The following is an 18,817-nucleotide window of genomic DNA, read 5'->3' on the forward strand; positions in this document are numbered from 1 at the left end:
GTTAGTATGAGGAACTGGAATAAACGTGCCAATTCGAAAAACGATTAACATCGCTAGTGTAAAAAGGATTTTCCTTCTTATCTCAGCTACTCTCATGAAATTTGAAATCGTACGAAACATTATGTCGCCTCCTATATTTTTATCAGTAAAAAACTGATTATTATACCCTATGAAGTAACCACAAACCTCCTTCCGCACTAAATTCATTTGACAAATGGATTTTCATACACTTTGTAGTTTTCACGGATATAAAAATATAAGGTGTTATATAAGCGACCTATACACTTTACGTAATCATTCAATACCCATAATATATCGAATAAATTAACAAATGTACATACATACGCATTAAAAATGAATAAATAGGGTCATTTTTTACATTTATTTAATGATAAATTGATAGGACATTATTATTCAAGATTGTTATACATGTTATAAAAATAAAGGCGAGCCATTATGATTTATAACTAATATTCATTCAAATGTTTCAGCTAATAGTGTCTCCCAATTTTTAAAGGATAAGTTATCAGTTATATGTTTTAGTGCGTTAGGTACAACAATATGACAAATAAGTTCTAAGCTATTACCATCTGGATCAATAAAATAAACAGATGCATTACCTTGATGTGGACGGACAAAGGGTTCAATAGATTCATTACTCCCAAACGGAACAGCTTTAATTTGAAGTGAGTGTAACCAATGTAATGATTCTTTTAAATCCTCATATGAAACTCTAAATGCAATATGACGTAAAGAAGGATGATATTTTGTTTCGTATTCAGAGCCCGCCCATAATCCTAGCCAACTTTTCCCTTCCTCAATCCAAAAGAATGCTGTTGATTCATCGCTCCAGGCTAACTTCAATCCTAGTTTTTCATAAAATTCGATAGATTGTTGTAAATTACTCACTGGTAAATGCGCTTCGTATATTCCTTTAATCAATTAAAATCCTCCACCTTTTTATTTTCTTACAATTAATATATCGATTTAAAAAGAATTTAAAATCAAATAAAAGTATGAAAGTACATACTACTTTAGTAGTAGTAATCCATTATATTACAATTAAAATTCATCCCCCGCTGATTAAAGGTTCACTTTATGTGATTAGAAAATTATTTTTATTTAAGAAGGAATAAATATTAAAGAAAGCTAAATAAACAGTGTACGTATTTATAGGGAGAAGATGTAAATGAAAGTTGTTATAAAAAAATTACCACCATTAGAAGTAGCGTATATAAGACGAACTGGTAGCTACTTTGAACCGCAAAATCACTGGGGAAAGTTACTGAACTGGTCAATTGAAAATAACCTTTATCCACCAGAGCAATCATTTATCGGAATATCATTAGATAATCCTGAACTTGTTGCAAGCCATAAGTGCCGGCATGATGCATGTGTTACGATTCCTGAAAACTTCGATAAAGAAAAGTATCATGATGTGCAATTTAAAAGATTAGATGGAGGTAACTATGGTCTATACCAGTTTTATGATAAACCTCACAAGTTAAGTGAAGCGTATCAATACATGTATGCAGAGTGGCTACCAAATAGTGAGTATGATGCAGATTATGATAGAGATAATTTAGAGTTTTGCTTAAATAATGTTGCTGAAGATCTAGAAGGAAAGTTAAAGGTTGATTTATTTGTGTCAATTAAAAATATACAAAAAAACAAATAACTTCATTTGTCGCTTTAAATGAAATTGGAATAGTAGTGAAAGAAAAATTTTTCGAAGATAATATTTCTAGCGTAGGAATTTAAGTATGTAGGTTGCAATGAAAGGAGAATCCGCATGGATAAATTTGTGAATGGTAAGTTTTATGAAACGAGAAATCAATTAGTTGAGGAAATTACTTTGTTGAGTGATGCTCAATTTAATAGGAAACCAGATAAGGATAAATGGAGTATTGCACAAGTTTGTCATCATATAGTTTTATTAGATGAGAGAGTTATAACAGTTATTTCCTCAGGATTAAAAAAGTTAGATAGTACCCAAAATGAGCGTAAAGAAATTCACACTATTTTATTAGATAGAACGAAAAAGTTTATAGCTCCAGAAATGATTGAACCAAGTATAGAACCATTTGAAGTGCAGCAAATGCTCAATATGCTAAGCAAATCAAGAAAAGAATTGATGCGTTTCCTGAGTACAATAGAAGATGAGTCTATATTAGCGAAAAAATCAGTGATGCATCCAGCGCTTGGAGATTTACCGCTTGACCAGTGGATAGAACTGATCTATTTGCATGAACAGCGTCATATGTTACAAATCAAAGAGATAAAATTGCTTTGTGAAATTGAAAAGTAAAAATCATTCCCTATTTATTGATACGTATTATAAACAGGGAAAACGGTTGATTCATATTGATTCAGAAGAAAACAAAAATAGAATGAAATTAGTTGAAAGTAACCAATAAGCTTAAGAAAATATGAAACTATCCGATTTTCTGTATAAGTGTAACCCCGTCTTCAATGAAGAGCGGGGTTATTTTTTTGAAAGTGTTTTTATTTAGAAGGAAATAAATCAGCAACGAAATTCAAAAAAATTAGCATCATAACATATTGTATATGCCCGTTTTAATAAATTGAACTGATGATTTTTATGATGATAAATGATATGTCCTTATTTTGAAAGTATACTTCACACCCATAAGGAAGGGGTATTCTGTCAGGAAATGATAAAATACAATTCTGTTAGGGGATGTATGCAATTTATTCTCTTTATTTTTGCAACAGAACCACCTTCAAAATTATCTTTTGTAGTTGAAGTTTCCTGAATAATAAGTTACATTTTTAAAGTTCAAACAACTTTATGAAAGTACAAAAAGGGGAGAAATATTATTATTATGCAAAAAATGAAATGGAAGAACTATGTATGTTACTTTGTAATTCTATTACTGCTTGCAACAGCAGTAATAGTCAAACCACCTATCTCTAAGGCTGAGGAATCTGAAGTAAATATTACATTGTTAGGTACTGCAGATATTCATGGTAGATTTATGCCTTGGGATTATGCACTTGATGGAGCAAATATGAGTGGAAGTTTGACGCAGCTTTATACGGTTATTAAGAAGGTCCGTCAAGAAAATCCAAATACTATATTAGTAGATGCCGGGGATACAATTCAAGGAAACTCAGTAGAATTATTCAACGATAAGCCACAATCGCCAATGATGGTAGCGATGAATACAATGGGATATGACGCCTGGGCATTTGGAAATCATGAATTCAACTTTGGATTAGATACATTGAAAAAAGTTAGTGAGCAATATAAGGGAAAAACGTTAGCAGATAATATTTATAAGGAAAATGGAGAACGCTTTCTTCCTGCATATACAATTGTTGAAAAAGGTGGAATTAAAGTCGGGATTATTGGTATGAATACCCCAATGATTAGTGACTTTGAAAAAGGAACTGATCATTTAGATGGTTTAGTGGTGAAAAATCCGGTAGAAGAGACAAAAAAGGCAATTAAAGAATTAGAAGGTAAAGTAGATGTAATGGTAGGAGTTATGCATATGGGATTAGAAAATGAGAATGGTATCCCTGGTACTGGTGTTCAAGATATTGCAAATGCTTGTCCGGAACTAAGTGCTATTTTTGCGGCTCACATGCATAAACTTGTAAAAAAAGAAGTTGTAAATGGTGTAATTATTACAGAACCAGATAAATATGGAACACATATTTCACGTATTGACCTTACTTTTACAAAGCAAGATGGGAAGTTGGTTTTAAAAGATAAAACTGCTACCGCTATACCTGTAAAAAATGCTGATGGAACAACGATATTATCTGATCCTACACTTGAAGAAACATTAACACCTTTTCACGAATATGCGAGAGGAGATGCAAATGTTGTAGTTGCTCAATTAAAGGGTAGAAATCTTGTTCCTGAAAATGAAATAAAGGGTATTCCAAGTGTTCAGATTCAAGAAACACCTTTATCAGATTTCTTTCATGAAGTCATGCTCTACTACAGTAAAGCAGATGTAGTAGCCCATCAAATTGATAATGATTATGCCCGTTTAGATACAGGTCCTATTAAGAAAAAAGATATTGCGTACAATTACCAATATGCCTTGGGAGAAATTACAGTATATAAGATTTCTGGAAAAGATTTAAAAGACTATATGGAATGGGCAGCAGGATATTTTAACTCATCTCGTGCCGGAGATGTAACCGTTAGCTTTGATAAAACCCGCCGTGCATCTAAATACAGTACGAACGATTTCTTTGGAGGCGTAAAATACGAAATTGACTTAACAAAACCATATGGAAGCAGAATTACAAATTTACGCTCTATTCGTACAAGCAAACCAATCAAAATGAGCGATGTTATGACGTTGGGAATGAATGCATATAGAATGGAGGCTCTTCAGGCAAAAGGGGGAGCTTTAGAGGGGCGTAAGTTTGAACAAATTTGGTCATCTAAACAAGAGAATGCATTTGGAGAAACAGGCGGAACCATTCGTAACCTTGCTATTACATATTTAAAAGAGGTAAAGAATGGTGTATACACTCCAAAAGTTATGCGTAATTGGAAAATTACTGGTGTAGATTTACATTCTTCAGAGCATAAGGCTGTAGTTGATCTCGTGAATAAAGGGATTTTAGAAATTCCAAAAACAGAAGACGGAAAATACACAAATATAGCATCTATAAATACGAAAGACTCAATTTCAAAAGAAGAAATTGTAGCACTCTCACAAAAAGCAAATATTAATCCAAATGAGTTTAATCATGCAAAGACAAAAGGTGAATTTTATAAAAAACTTAATAGGATTACTAAAAAAATATAAATTATAAGGTTTCTTATAGTAATTGTTATTTTAATAGCATTAAACCCACTCTTAAAATAGTTAAGAGTGGGTTTTTATGTTGTTATTTAGATGTAAGTATACTTTTATTAGAATGAATATAGATAATTAATAACTAACCAATTGGATGAGCGCCTATAAGGAATCTCTTTTATTCAAATTAATGTACATATGTGTTCCGTTCATTATTTATAATATTGACCACAATTTATGTAATTTTGCATAATGTTACATAAATTTTGTATTTTCTCTTTTTCCGACAGAAATAGACAGTATACTTTGTACAAGCTTTCTATTTCAAAAATTATACGAGGTGAAATAATGAAAAACAAAAAGACATTAACTAAGGTAGCATTAACAACAGGATTAGCTTTAACAGCTGTGGCACCATATGGGGTAGGTCATGCAGAGGAAACAGATCAACTACAAGTTCAAATTCAGGAGGAATCGTTCCGTTCGGGTGAACTTACACAGCCGTCACAAAAGGCACCAGAAAATGTAGTAAAGGATGCACTTAAGGAGAAAACAGAACAAGCTCTGTCCCAAAAACAAGTCAATGGAGAATCTGGAGTAGATTATAAAGTCCTTCAAAAACGTGGTTCGTATGATGGAACTACACTTGTGCGTATGCAGCAAACATACGAAGGAAAAGAAGTATATGGCCATCAATTAACTGCACACGTAGATAATAAGGGTGTTATTAAAAGTGTTTCAGGTGATAGCGCGCAAAATCTAAAACAAGAAGAATTGAAAAAACCTATTAATCTGTCAAAAGATGAAGCAAAACAATTTATTTATACGAAGTACGGGAACGATATCAAGTTTATTACTGAGCCAGAAGTTAAAGAGGTTATTTTTGTTGATGAAAATAATGGACAAGCTAAAAATGCATACCAAGTTACCTTTGAAGCTGCAACACCAAACTATGTTTCTGGTACTTATTTAGTAAATGCACAAAATGGTGATATGTTAAAAAATATGGTACAAGAATCTAACTTAAAGGCTAGTGACAAACTAGTTGGCGCTTTAAAGAAAAGTAAACAAAGCAGTCTTACATCATTAACTGGAACAGGAAAAGATGATTTAGGTATTTCTCGTTCATTTGGTATCTCTAAACAAAGTAATGGCAAATATGCTCTGGCTGATTATACAAGAGGGCAAGGAATTGAAACATATGATGTGAATTACAGAGATATTACTAAAGAAGAAAGCTATTATCCTGGTACATTAGCGACTAGTACTTCGGCAACATTTAACGATCCGAAAGCGGTAAGTGCTCATTACTTAGCAACAAAAGTATTTGATTTTTATAAAGATAAATACAAGCGTAATAGCTTTGATAATAAGGGACAAAAGGTAGTTTCAGTTGTACACGCTTGGGATTCTGAAGAGACGAATGATCCAAAAAATTGGCAGAATGCATTAAGTGCTAATAATGGAAGTATGCTTGTATATGGGGATCCTATTGTTAAAGCATATGACGTAGCTGGACATGAATTTACACATGCTGTTACTTCTAGCGAATCTAACCTTGAATATTTCGGGGAATCTGGTGCGATTAATGAGGCGCTATCTGATATTATGGGAACATCTATTGAGAAATACGTAAATAATGGAAACTTTAACTGGACAATGGGAGAACAAACGGGATCTGTTTTCCGTGATATGGAAAACCCAGCTTCTGTTCCATCTTCACTAGGAGTACCTTATCCAGATGATTACAGTGAATTTAACGATTTTAATGGATGGGATCAAGGCGGTGTTCATTTTAATTCAAGTATTATTAATAAAGTTGCGTATCTCATTGCAAAAGGCGGAACTCATAACGGAGTAACTGTTAAAGGAATTGGTGAAGATAAAATGTTTGATATTTTCTATTATGCAAATACAGATGAGTTAAACATGACTTCTAATTTCAAAGAATTGAGATCAGCATGTATTCGAGTGGCAACTAATAAATATGGTGCGAATACAGCTGAAGTTCAAGCAGTTCAAAAAGCATTTGATGCAGCAAAAATTAAGTAATTTAGAAATATAGTTCTCATTCATATATTAATACATTATGAAAAAAGCTAATATCATTTTAAGGATATTAGCTTTTTTACGTAGCAATGTATTGTTGAAAATAAACTGACTAAGCAATAATTAGGCGCGTTATCTGTAAGAAGTTGCGACAAATAAATAAGGCTTAAAGTATATAAAAACAGAAAATTAATAATATATTGACCTCTTGATAGAAAGTCTATAAAATGAAAGCGATAACAAACGGTTGCTTTAAAATGATTTCCCTGATCTTTTAGCATTTACAAATATATGAGGGCATACACAAATATATGAGGGCATACACAAATCTATTTTTTTAAGTATTTACGCAAGCGCTTTCGTATTAAAAGGTCATTGAAATACATACGTGAAAATAGCCAATATGGAGGTGAAGCAAAAGAGATTTCTAGATTAATTTAAGCAGTGTTATTCAGTGTAAGCATAATAAATCGCTAGTAATATTTGAAGAAAGGGTGTATGTGGTGCAAATTATAAAAAGATTAATTAACAAAACAGTTTTATTACTTACTTTAATCGTTATGTTATCATCTGTTTTCTCCTTTCAGGGTGTGAAGGCAGTTTCAAATTCGAAAACAACTGAAGTTATCATTCATTACAAAGAGAAGCTTGGAAATACAAAAGACTGGAATCTTTGGTTATGGGGAGAAAATGCAAATGGTACATCTTATGAATTTACTGGTGAAGATGAATTTGGAAAATACGCTAAGATAAAAATAGACGGTGACTATAATCGTGTAGGATTTATAGTTCGAACAAATGAATGGGAAAAAGATGGTGGGGATCGTTGGATTGAAAATATAAAGGGCGGTCGTGCTGAAGTATGGATTCTTTCGGGCGATGAAAAAGTATATAACTCTAAGCCTTCTTCAGATCTCTCAATTCAAAAAGCAACTATTGATAGTTTCCATGAAATTACCGTAACGACTAATGTCCCGTTTCATATTAGGGAAAAGAAAATTGAAATTGAAGGCATTAAAATTAAGAATATTAGTCCTTATGATATAAACAGTGGAGATATTACTAATAAGGTTAAAATAATTACGGAACAGAAAATTGATTTAAAGCAAACATACAAAGTTAAAATAGAAAACTTAGCTGATACGAATACTGAAATTGGTAAAGTCATTCGTAGCGAGGAATTTGATAATTTATTTTATTATAGTGGTAACGATTTAGGGAATACATATACCGCGCAACATACAAAGTTCCGTTTATGGGCTCCTACTGCAAGCGAAGCGAAGTTAGTTACATATAAAAACTGGAACGATAAAATAGGTGCTGAAATAAACATGCAACAAGGTGAAAAGGGAACTTGGACAGCAGAACTAAAGGGGAACCAAAAAGGGCTCCTTTATACGTATAAGGTCAAAATTGGTGATAAGTGGACTGAAGCGGTTGATCCATATGTGCGTGCTGCTTCTGTAAATGGGGATAAAGGTGCAGTCGTTAATTTAGAAGAAACAAATCCTAAAAAATGGAAAGTAAACAAAAAGCCAAAATTTAAAACTCCGGAAGATGCTATTATTTATGAGTTACATGTACGCGATCTTTCCATTCAACCTGAAAGTGGTATTAAACAGAAAGGGAAGTATTTAGGTGTAACAGAAAAAGGGACAAAAGGGCCAGAAGGTGTAAAAACAGGACTTGATCATATAAAGGAGCTTGGTGTTACTCACGTTCAGTTTTTACCGATATTTGATTATGCTTCAGTAAATGAAGAGACTTTAAATGAACCGCAATATAACTGGGGATATGATCCTAAAAATTTCAACGTTCCAGAAGGCTCCTATTCTACAAATCCTTATGAGCCAACTGTTCGAATAACTGAATTAAAGCAAATGGTTCAAACACTACATGATAATAATCTTCGAGTAGTGATGGATGTAGTATATAACCATATGTATAACGCTGCTGAATCTAATTTTCATAAGTTAGTTCCAGGTTATTATTATCGTTACAATGAAGATGGAACATTTGCAAATGGAACTGGAGTAGGAAATGATACTGCTTCAGAAAGAAAAATGATGAGGAAATTTATGATAGATTCCGTAACATATTGGGCAAAAGAATACAATTTAGATGGATTCCGTTTTGATTTAATGGGTATTCATGATTATGAAACGATGAATGAAATACGTAAAGCTGTTAATCAAATTGACCCTTCTATTATACTACACGGAGAAGGATGGGATTTAAATACACCTCTTGCAGCTGAGCTGAAAGCAAATCAAAAAAATGCAGAGAAAATGAAAGGGATTGCTCATTTTAACGATAATATACGTGATGGGTTGAAAGGTAGTGTATTTGAGGAGAAAGAAAATGGTTTTATAAATGGAAAGGAAAATATGGAAGATCGTATTAAAAAAGGTATTACGGCAGGTATTGACTACGATACAAATTCGTCTACCTATCAAGATCCGGAACAGGTATTAACTTATGTGGAAGCACATGACAATCATACATTATGGGATAAACTTGAGTTAACTAATCCAGGTGACAGCGATGAAGTGCGAACACAAATGCACAAATTGTCTTCTTCGATTTTATTAACATCACAAGGAATTCCATTTTTACATGCAGGGCAAGAGTTTATGCGGACGAAATACGGTGATCATAATAGTTACAAATCTCCAGACTCAATTAACCAGATGGATTGGCTGCGCCGTGCAACGTTTAATAATGAAGTAGATTATATGAAGGGTTTAATAGAATTACGCAAAAAGTACTCAGCTTTTCGAATGACATCTGCAGAGCAAATAAAAACACACGTATCATTTATTGATGCTCCGAAAAATACTGTAGCTTATACAATAGAGGGGAATAAAAATGAATACTTTACAGTGGCTCACAATGCAAATAGAGAAGCTGTTGAAATAACACTTCCATCGAAAGGGCCTTGGAAAGTACTAGTAGACGGCAAGCAGGCGGGAAGTAAACCACTTTATGTTGTCCATGACAATAAAATTAAAGTTCCTGCATTAAGTTCATTTGTCTTAAAAACAGAGAAACCGATTAAATAAAAGCGAAGAATGTGGAAATAAATACTGCATTGAGCAAATTTAATAAGGATTGCAAATAAAAAAAGCGAAGTGAAGATTATTCTCACTTCGTTTTTAAAGTTAATGTAATATAATTTCACATACTGTAATTATATTACAATTTAATAAAAGAAATAAGCAATAGATTATTTCTTTTGTGACAGTAGGAGGAGAAGATATCTTTGAGTTTATTTATAACATTATCTGAAATACATTCGTAATTCAGATAATGTTTATTATATATTCGAACATATAACGAACTAGATGTTCGAGTTGTATTAATTCCTACAAATCGTTTAAAAATAACAAAGGCGTAAAAAGTATATGGAATTAAAATAGAGAAAAGACACCATTCAAGGTGTCTTTTCTCTATTTTGAATATGAAATGTAAGTAACTCGATTGTATGTAATAGTATGTGATATTTTCACACTAACTGATTAAGAAAAATTTAAAACTCTTTTCTTAATATATTTGTAATAAATTACATCATAAAATTTTATCGATATAATAAATAAAACTTTCTCAACATTATTTGATTTAATAACTATATTCAACCGCTCTCCAATCCATTACAATAATTTCACATTGGAAATACATGAATATTCTCAATGTTATAAATGGTTTATAACTTATAGGATTACTATGGGAAAGGATGTGAAATATCCAAAGAAAAATCATTTTTTATGATGAAATAAAAAATTTTAATGAAGAAAAAGTTATTTCATTATTTTCAAGTTTCGTTAAAGTGCATGTATTTATAATCACTATGAGACAAGGAGCAGAATCTAAAAAAATTTTGTAGATTAGAAAATTGCATTTCAAAAATAAGTTAAACGTTTATGGAGGGTTATATGAGCGAGAAAATTTATTACTGGTCTCCGATTAAGCATTGGGAGAAGTTGCATAATGAAGTTTTGATAGGGGAAATGAGATTTACAGGTATTCTGTCTGAGTGGTTTCCTGATTTTTATTTTATGGCTCAAAAAGGTGTGAAAATCAGTGAACTAGTAGAGCGCTTTTCGTTAGGAAATGTAGAAGAGACACAAAAAAATATAGAGCTCATGATAAAAAATCGTGTGTTAGTAAGTAACATATTACACCCAAGAGAAGTATTTTCTTCACAAGAAAAGATTTTTTCAAATCCATATAGCAACCAGATTCGCTTTTCTAAAGAAAAGTTAGATAAGTATATGAGTGAACAATTAAATCGCACGCACGTTGCTGCACGGTCAACCGAAATTCAACTTGAAACAACAGATGAGCTACCTACTATAATCAAGGAACGTAGGTCTTGTCGTCAATTTGATATGGAAAAACATATTAGTTTTTCGGAATTTTCCCAATTCTTATCAACTCTAAAACAGGTTAGGGAAGAAAAAATATACTATCATTACGCAAGTGCAGGCGGGCTCTATCCCATTGATATCTTTGTTTATGTAAAACCAAAACGTATAGAGGGTATGAGAGCTGGATTTTATTATTATAACCCATCAAAAAATAGTCTTGTGATTGTAAACAACATTGATCAAGTAATCAAAAGTGATCATGAGTTAATTAATCAGGATTTATTTACTCAATCTGCCTTCTCAGTTTATTTGGTTTATAATGCGAACGCTTCCATCCCGAAATACGGTTCAGATGGATATTTATTTGCTTGTATTGAGTCAGGCATTATCACTGCTACCTTAAATATGGTTGCTGAGACATTAAATTTAGGGGTTTGTTCAGTTGGTCATATGAAATTTGAAGAGATTCAGCAATTTTTATGTTTGGATAACCATCAAGTGTTTCTCCATGGGCTTGAAGTTGGCTTGAAAATTAACGAGTAGAAGAAATGAATATTAGGGGGATAAAGATAAAAATGCACATTAAAGATCGAAGTTCGATTCATGAAAATAAAGAAGTAGAAGCGTTTTGGAAGGAGCAATTATCTTCCGAGATTCTCGATTTTTCTGTATTTAATAGCGATTACCAACTAAATAAAGAAACACCTTGTGAGTACGTTCAAATCATAGTGAATGTAGAATTTAGTAAAAGTATACAAAAAATAAGTAAGTCTCAAGATTTATTATTATTTAGCTGGTTTCAAGCCGCTTTAAGGGTTTGTTTGGCACATTATACAGATCAAGAAAGAATTACTATTGGTATTCCTATAATTGAAAAGAATCTTGAACAAAGTGAGAATCTTAATAAGTTGATTCCTTTAGGAAGTGAAATCCATCCGCATCACACCTTTAAACAATTAGTAAATGAGATTGAACAAACGACTTTATTCGGGTATGAAAATCAGGAGTATTCGCTCTCTGAATTATTAGTTAAACACAATTTAACTCCTTTTCAAATTGTAATCGGGATGGAAGGATTACATAATGAAAATTCGCTAGAAGAATACGCAGAGAATAATTTAGCCCTATGGATACGAAGAAAATGGAATGAAATACATAATGAATTTGAATTTCAAATTTCTTGCAAGTCCCGTTCATTCTCTTCTTTGCAACAGTTTGCCAATTCGTATTGTTATGTTTTAAAGCAAGTTTCACAAAACCCGAATTTGGCATTGAAAGATATTTGTATTATTGCAGAAGAAGAAAAAGAGTTGTTAGAAGGATTGAATACTTTTCAAACGGGCATAGACTTGTTTCAATCATTTCAAGATTTGTTTGAAGCGCAAGTATTAAAAACTCCAGATCAAATTGCTGTTGTTTGTAATGATCAATCTTTGACATATAGAGAATTGAATAAGAAAGCGAATCAATTGGCTTCTATTCTTCAAAGTAAAGGTGTTTCAAAAGAAAGTATTATTGGCGTTATGGTAGATCGGTCATTAGAAATGATTATTGGTATGATGGGGATTTTAAAAGCAGGAGCAGCGTATTTACCAATCGACCCTAACTACCCAACTGAACGAATTGAATATATGTTACAAGATAGTCAAGCAAAATATTTACTTAGTAAGCGAACAGAGGAAGTATTGCCGCAATTTGCGGGTGAAGTACTGTATCTTGATAAAGAATATCTTTTCCAAGGTGAAGAAAGTAATTTAGTACGAGAACATAATCCTAATGATTTGGCTTATGTTATTTACACATCAGGATCGACAGGAAATCCAAAAGGGGTAATGATCGAACAAAAATCGCTAGTTCATTTTTTAAATGTAATGAGAGAAAAAGTAAAGGCTAATCAATCATTCTTGTTTCTTGCTAGTGTATCTTTTGATATTTCCTTGTTAGAAATATGTCTTCCTTTAACGCAAGGCTCAAAAGTAGTAATTGCTACAGAGGACCAGTTTGCAACAAAAGAATTGGCTCATTTAGTCAAAAAACATAAGGTAGATTTATGGGAATCAACGCCATCGCGAATGGAAGTGATTTTGAGTGATCCAGAAGGGGCAAATTTTCTAAAAGATTTAAAATCTATTTTATTAGCAGGAGAATCATTTTCCATTGATTTGGTTGAAAAAATTCGTTGTATCAGTGAAGCAACAATTTTAAATATTTATGGTCCCACAGAAACAACCATTTGTGCAACAGTAAAAGACTTGAGCACTTCCAAAGAAGTTACGATTGGCAAACCTAACCCGAATTATCATTCCTATATATTGAATAAGTATGGCCAATTAAAACCATTTGGAATTCCCGGGGAACTCTGCATTGCTGGCGTAGCGGTAGCACGAGGCTATCTTGGTAAAAATAAACTGACAGATGAAAAGTTTGTACCGAGTCCTTTTACGGCAGGGGAAATGATGTATCATACAGGTGATCTCGTTCGTTGGTTGCCTAATGGAGAACTTGAATATTTAGGTCGAATGGATCATCAAGTGAAAATTCGGGGGTATCGGATTGAATTAAGAGAAATCGAAACTCAATTAAGGGAATATCCAGAAATAAACCAGGCTATCGTTGTTGATCAAGTGTATGGAAATAGGAAATTATTAGCTGCCTACTATGTTTCGGATAACAAGGTGTCTTTTGGTGAAATCAGAAAATATTTAAGTGATAAACTACCTGAGTTTATGATTCCTGAAAAAATGATTCAGGTAGAAGAGATTCCATTGAATCCAAATGGAAAAGTGGATAGAAAAAGGTTGTTGGATATAACACAAACGGATTATGTATCAATTCCATACGTTGCCCCGCGCAATGAAATTGAACAAAAATTAGTGCGTGCATGGGAAAAAGTTATGGAGATTGAGGGAATCGGTATTCATGATAATTTTTTTGCATTAAAAGGAGAATCCATTAAAGCACTTCAGGTAATTAATTTATTAAGAAAAGACTGCTTAAAAATAAGTACAACAGATTTTTTTAAGCACCCTACGATTGCTCAACTGAGTTCTTGTGTAAAGTTAGAGCATAAAGAGGAAAACCTTGAAAGTAGACCAACTCGTGTTAAAGATTTATCTAAGCCATTTTCCTTAACAGAAGTTCAGACAGCGTATATGTTAGGACGGAATTCACAGTTTGAATTAAGTGGTATTTCACCTCAAACATATTTTGAATATGAAATAGCGTTGGATATCAATCGTCTTTCAAAAAGTTTTCAAAAGGTAATTCATCGTCATCCAATGTTGCGAGCTGTAATTTTACCAGAGGGAAAACAGCAAATATTACAAAGTGTTTCTGATTACGAGATTGAAATAGTGAGTCTCATAGGTTTAGATGATAGGAATCAAAATGCTCGCTTACAAGAAGAGCGTTCTCGAATGACTAATCATGTATTCCCTTTGGGGCAATGGCCTTTGTTCGAATTAAAAGCCTTTCTTTTAAAAGAAGACACGTATTTATTATGTTTTCGATACGATGCTTTATTAATGGACGGAGCAAGCATGAACATTGTTGGACAGGATTTGTTGCATTATTATTATAAACCAAATGAAAAATTAGAATCTCTATCTTTTGATTTTCAAGATTACATGTTTATCTATGATGAAATGGAACAAAGCGAAGAATATAAAACAGCAAAAGATTATTGGACAAGTAAGCTTCCTGACTTTCCGTTTGCACCTTCTTTGCTGTTAAAAAAGGAACCAGCAGAGATTGCTACTCCTAAATTCCAATCACTTACAAAAATCCTGGACAATGAAAAATGGACAAAGCTACGAAAGTTAGCACAAGAGAAAGAGGTAACACCTTCCGCTCTACTTTGTACAATATATGGTGATGTGTTGGCATATTGGAGTAATCAACGTAAATTGGCAATTAATTTGACTGTATTTAACCGTTATCCTGTTCATAATGAAGTAGAACAGATTGTTGGAGATTTCACATCGCTTATTTTGTTGGATGTTGATGTAAAACCAGAGCAAACTTTCTTTACTAGAGTAAAAGAAACGCAATCTACTTTATTAGATGGCCTTGAACATCGTCATTACGATGGAGTTAACTTTATTCGAGATTTTACTCGATATCATCAAATGACGCCAAAAGCAGTTATGCCAATCGTTTTCACCTCGATGTTAGCAGGTGCAGGTGCTTTCTCTTGGGAACAACTTGGTTCTCTTCGCTATATTCATGCTCGGACTCCACAAGTGTATTTGGATAATGTAGTAATTGAAAAAAATGGAGAGTTATTAATTAGCTGGAACTATGTTGAAGAGTTGTTTGATGTTGATGTAATAGAAGCAATGTTTTCCCAATTTGTTTACTTATTGGAACAATTGGTGAAACAAAGCGATATAACATCTTTGCAGATGAAAGAATCGGATCAAACTTTAATTAAACAATACAATGAAACAACAGAAAAAATACCTTCAACTACTCTGTATCAATTATTTACAGACCAAGTAAAACGTACACCGGATGAAGTAGCGGTGGTATTTGAACAAGAATGGTTAACATACTCGGAACTTCATAAACGCTCCAATCAAATTGCCCACTTCTTAAAAGAGCAAGGCATTGGTCTAGGTGACAAAGTGGGTCTTTTAGCAAAAAGGCGAGTTGACACAATTGTTAATATGTTAGGTATTTTAAAAGCAGGAGCAGCTTATGTTCCGATTGATCCCGATCATCCTTTAGATCGCCAAACATATATTTTAAAAAATAGCTCATGCAAACTTTTATTAGAACCTAGTCTTTATGAAGAAAATCATTTGTCATTTTATACAACAGAAGATACGCCCGCTATTGCTGGTCCAGAAGATATTGCCTATATTATATACACTTCAGGAAGTACAGGGAAACCAAAAGGAGTAATTATTACTCACCAAGCGGTTACAAATACGATTCAAGACATAAATCAAAAATATGAGGTAAATGAAGATGATCGTATTATTGGTATCTCTTCCATGTGTTTTGACCTATCTGTATACGATATTTTCGGAGCTTTAAGCACAGGTGCAATGTTGGTAATGATTCGTGATCCAAGAAACATGCAAGAATTAATCCACACTGTCGAACGTAGAGGGATTACAATTTGGAATACAGTGCCTGCAATCATGGATTTGGCATTGGATCAAGTAGGTTCTCATTTTGAACATTCTTCTTTGCGTTTAGTTTTACATAGCGGAGATTGGATTCCACTTTCTTTACCAGAAAAAATAAAACGACATTTTCCGATTGCAGAAGTAGTTTCACTAGGAGGGGCAACAGAAGCATCGATTTGGTCAATTTATTATCCGGTCAAACAAGTGGAATCACATTGGAACAGTATTCCATACGGGATGCCCTTGGCAAACCAAACGTATTATGTGTTGAACTATGAAAAGAAAATGTGCCCTGTTGGTGTAATTGGAGATTTATATATCGGGGGAGTGGGCCTTGCTAAAGGATATTTAAATGATGAAAAGAAAACAAATGAAGCGTTTGTGTCACATCCTGATTTTGGTCTTATATACAAAACAGGAGATTGTGGAAAAATGCATTCTGAGGGATATATTGAATTTTTAGGCCGCCAAGATTACCAAGTGAAAATTCAGGGATATCGAGTAGAGTTAGAAGAAATCTCTCATTGTCTTCTAACTTATAAACAAGTCGAACATGCTGTCGTAATTGATCAAACAGATGAGAACGGAATAAAATTTTTAGTTGCATATGTGGTAACTGAGCAAAATATTAGTACAACAGAACTACGAAAGCATTTGCGAGATTACTTGCCAGATTATATGATTCCTTCTTATTTTGTTTATTTGGACCAATTACCCCTGACTTCAAACGGAAAATTAGATAGAAAAGCGCTCCCTACTCCGGAGAAACAAAAAAATGAAGTATTTATTGCTCCAAAAACTGAAATGGAAAAAATATTAACTAGTATTTGGCAAGAAGTACTCAAAATAGATCAAGTTGGAGTAAATGATCATTTCTTCGCCTTAGGTGGAGATTCGATAAAAGCGATTCAAGTGTCCGTCAGACTGTATCGACAAGGATTCGAGCTTGAACCAAAAAATCTATTTTCATTTCCTATATTAAGGGACATGGTTCAATTTGTTAAAAAGCTAGACCAGTTTTCAAGTTCACAAACAAATGATGTAAATATAATGAACGATAATAAAGCTACATTACTAAATGTTAAAGATAAACAACTTAATCAATATACACTTACCAAAATACAAGAAAAAATGCCGGATATAAAAATAGAGCGTATTTATCCGTTAGCACCTTTCCAGAAAGTTATTTATGAGCATGCTACGAATGAACCTGATACAAATGCATATTTTGAACAAACAATTTGGGCACTTGAGGGGGAGCTGGATATTAAACTCTTTATTCAGTGTTTCCAACAATTAGTTGATCGTCATGATTCTTTAAGAACAATAATTGTGCAAGATGAACAAGCAAAACATTGGCAAGCTGTTCTATATGATGTTCAAATAAATTTAGAAATAAAAAACTTGATTGAGATGACGAAACAAGAACAGCAAGAATTCCTAAAACAGTGGATGAATGAAAATTTAAGCCGAGGATTCAAAAATGATGAACTTATGACACGTCTCTGTATATTCCAACTAGGTAATAACGAGCATAAGGTAATTTGGAGTTCCCATCATCTATTATGTGATGGTTGGAGCGTCAGCATTTTGATAGACGAATTATTCCAGCTCTATGAAACAACAAATGCGGGAACTACGGCGGAGTTACCTATGGTAAAACCTTTTGAAACATTCATAGACTGGACTTTGGCACAAGATCATGAGAAAGCACGTCATTTTTGGCGGGATTATTTATCAGGATATAATCAGAAAATTAGTATTCCTAAAAAGAAAGTCCCATCTAAAAGTGAAGGGTTAAACTTCACTTTTATGGATTTAACATTAGACAAGGAGTTGACTAATCAGTTACAGACATTTGTAACTAAAAACAATATAACTATGAATACAGCACTACTAGCTGTATGGGGAATATTACTTGGCAAATTCAACGGAACGAGAGAAGTAGTATTGCCTAATCTCGTATCAGTCAGACCTCCCGAAGTAGAAGGAATTGAAAATATGTTCGGGCTGTTCACAAATGTTTTGCCTATCCGACTAGCATGGACAGAAACGCAAACTTTTGTAGATTTCCTGCAAAAAGTACAACTAGAAACATTGAAATGTAATGAGTATGCATACTATTCATTTGTTGATATACAAAAGCAAAGTGAATTAAAAACTGACTTGACTGATCATCTTTGGGTTTTTGAAAACTATCCAACTAATCCAGCAATCTTTTCTTCAAATGAAAACAGACATTTTGCCATCACGGATTACGAAGTTGTTGATGAGCCACATGTAAAGTATGGAATTATGTGCTTCCCTGAAGAAAAACTTACAATAAAGTTTGGATATGATCAAACTGTATATGAAGCGAAGAAAATACAGGAAATATTAAATCACATCCATTGCTTAATCAACATGATTCTTCAAAATCCAATACAGGCAATCGATGATTACAAATTATAAAAAATCAAAAGGCGAGCAAGGACTC

The 18,817-nt window shown here is 33.0% G+C and carries 9 protein-coding genes; 7 read left to right on the top strand and 2 right to left on the bottom strand.

The window, feature by feature from the left end; genetic code table 11:
* Together JFU02_RS32560 and JFU02_RS04065 are read right to left on the bottom strand one after the other, a co-directional pair.
* A partial coding sequence (locus JFU02_RS32560) for a hypothetical protein (protein ID WP_346656155.1) occupies positions 1 to 120 on the bottom strand: 120 nt, incomplete at its 3' end.
* A gap of 354 nt (positions 121 to 474) precedes the next feature.
* Positions 475 to 942: a VOC family protein gene (locus JFU02_RS04065; RefSeq protein ID WP_000589641.1), complete on the bottom strand. Its 468-nt coding sequence runs from the start codon at positions 940 to 942 to the stop codon at positions 475 to 477.
* Positions 943 to 1,189: 247 nt separating this feature from the next.
* On the opposite strand from JFU02_RS04065, the gene JFU02_RS04070 reads away from it, so the two are divergent.
* The 7 genes from JFU02_RS04070 to JFU02_RS04100 all read left to right on the top strand — a co-directional run bounded on the left by JFU02_RS04070 (position 1,190) and on the right by JFU02_RS04100 (position 18,792).
* On the top strand, positions 1,190 to 1,678 hold the full coding sequence (locus JFU02_RS04070; RefSeq protein ID WP_061666111.1) for an AraC family transcriptional regulator: 489 nt from the start codon (positions 1,190 to 1,192) through the stop codon (positions 1,676 to 1,678).
* Positions 1,679 to 1,792: 114 nt separating this feature from the next.
* Entirely contained in the window at positions 1,793 to 2,308 is a 516-nt protein-coding gene (locus tag JFU02_RS04075) for a DinB family protein (protein ID WP_000357358.1), read from the top strand.
* A 538-nt stretch (positions 2,309 to 2,846) separates the two neighbouring features.
* Positions 2,847 to 4,799: a bifunctional metallophosphatase/5'-nucleotidase gene (locus JFU02_RS04080; RefSeq protein WP_201069935.1), complete on the top strand. Its 1,953-nt coding sequence runs from the start codon at positions 2,847 to 2,849 to the stop codon at positions 4,797 to 4,799.
* 339 nt (positions 4,800 to 5,138) lie between these two features.
* Complete coding sequence (locus JFU02_RS04085; RefSeq protein WP_000791455.1) at positions 5,139 to 6,842, top strand: M4 family metallopeptidase; 1,704 nt, start codon at positions 5,139 to 5,141, stop codon at positions 6,840 to 6,842.
* A 500-nt stretch (positions 6,843 to 7,342) separates the two neighbouring features.
* Positions 7,343 to 9,901: a type I pullulanase gene (gene pulA, locus JFU02_RS04090; RefSeq protein ID WP_061666113.1), complete on the top strand. Its 2,559-nt coding sequence runs from the start codon at positions 7,343 to 7,345 to the stop codon at positions 9,899 to 9,901.
* A gap of 870 nt (positions 9,902 to 10,771) precedes the next feature.
* The gene (locus tag JFU02_RS04095; protein ID WP_140337747.1) at positions 10,772 to 11,749 is read left to right on the top strand and encodes a SagB/ThcOx family dehydrogenase; all 978 of its coding nucleotides are present in this window, start codon (positions 10,772 to 10,774) and stop codon (positions 11,747 to 11,749) included.
* 32 nt (positions 11,750 to 11,781) lie between these two features.
* Positions 11,782 to 18,792 carry a non-ribosomal peptide synthetase gene (locus JFU02_RS04100; RefSeq protein ID WP_140348211.1) on the top strand — a complete coding sequence of 2,337 codons (7,011 nt, stop codon included), beginning with the start codon at positions 11,782 to 11,784 and terminating at the stop codon, positions 18,790 to 18,792.
* Positions 18,793 to 18,817: the final 25 nt, after the last annotated feature.

Origin of the sequence: Bacillus sp. TH13, assembly GCF_016651175.1 — a bacterium.
Classification (GTDB): domain Bacteria; phylum Bacillota; class Bacilli; order Bacillales; family Bacillaceae_G; genus Bacillus_A; species Bacillus_A thuringiensis_S.

What these genes read in the sequence shown, in the direction of transcription:
- JFU02_RS04070 (WP_061666111.1), top strand. Translation starts at nt 1,190, where the DNA reads ATGAAAGTTGTTATAAAAAAATTACCACCATTAGAAGTAGCGTATATA.
- JFU02_RS04075 (WP_000357358.1), top strand. Translation starts at nt 1,793, where the DNA reads ATGGATAAATTTGTGAATGGTAAGTTTTATGAAACGAGAAATCAATTA.
- JFU02_RS04080 (WP_201069935.1), top strand. Translation starts at nt 2,847, where the DNA reads ATGCAAAAAATGAAATGGAAGAACTATGTATGTTACTTTGTAATTCTA.
- JFU02_RS04085 (WP_000791455.1), top strand. Translation starts at nt 5,139, where the DNA reads ATGAAAAACAAAAAGACATTAACTAAGGTAGCATTAACAACAGGATTA.
- JFU02_RS04095 (WP_140337747.1), top strand. Translation starts at nt 10,772, where the DNA reads ATGAGCGAGAAAATTTATTACTGGTCTCCGATTAAGCATTGGGAGAAG.
- JFU02_RS04100 (WP_140348211.1), top strand. Translation starts at nt 11,782, where the DNA reads ATGCACATTAAAGATCGAAGTTCGATTCATGAAAATAAAGAAGTAGAA.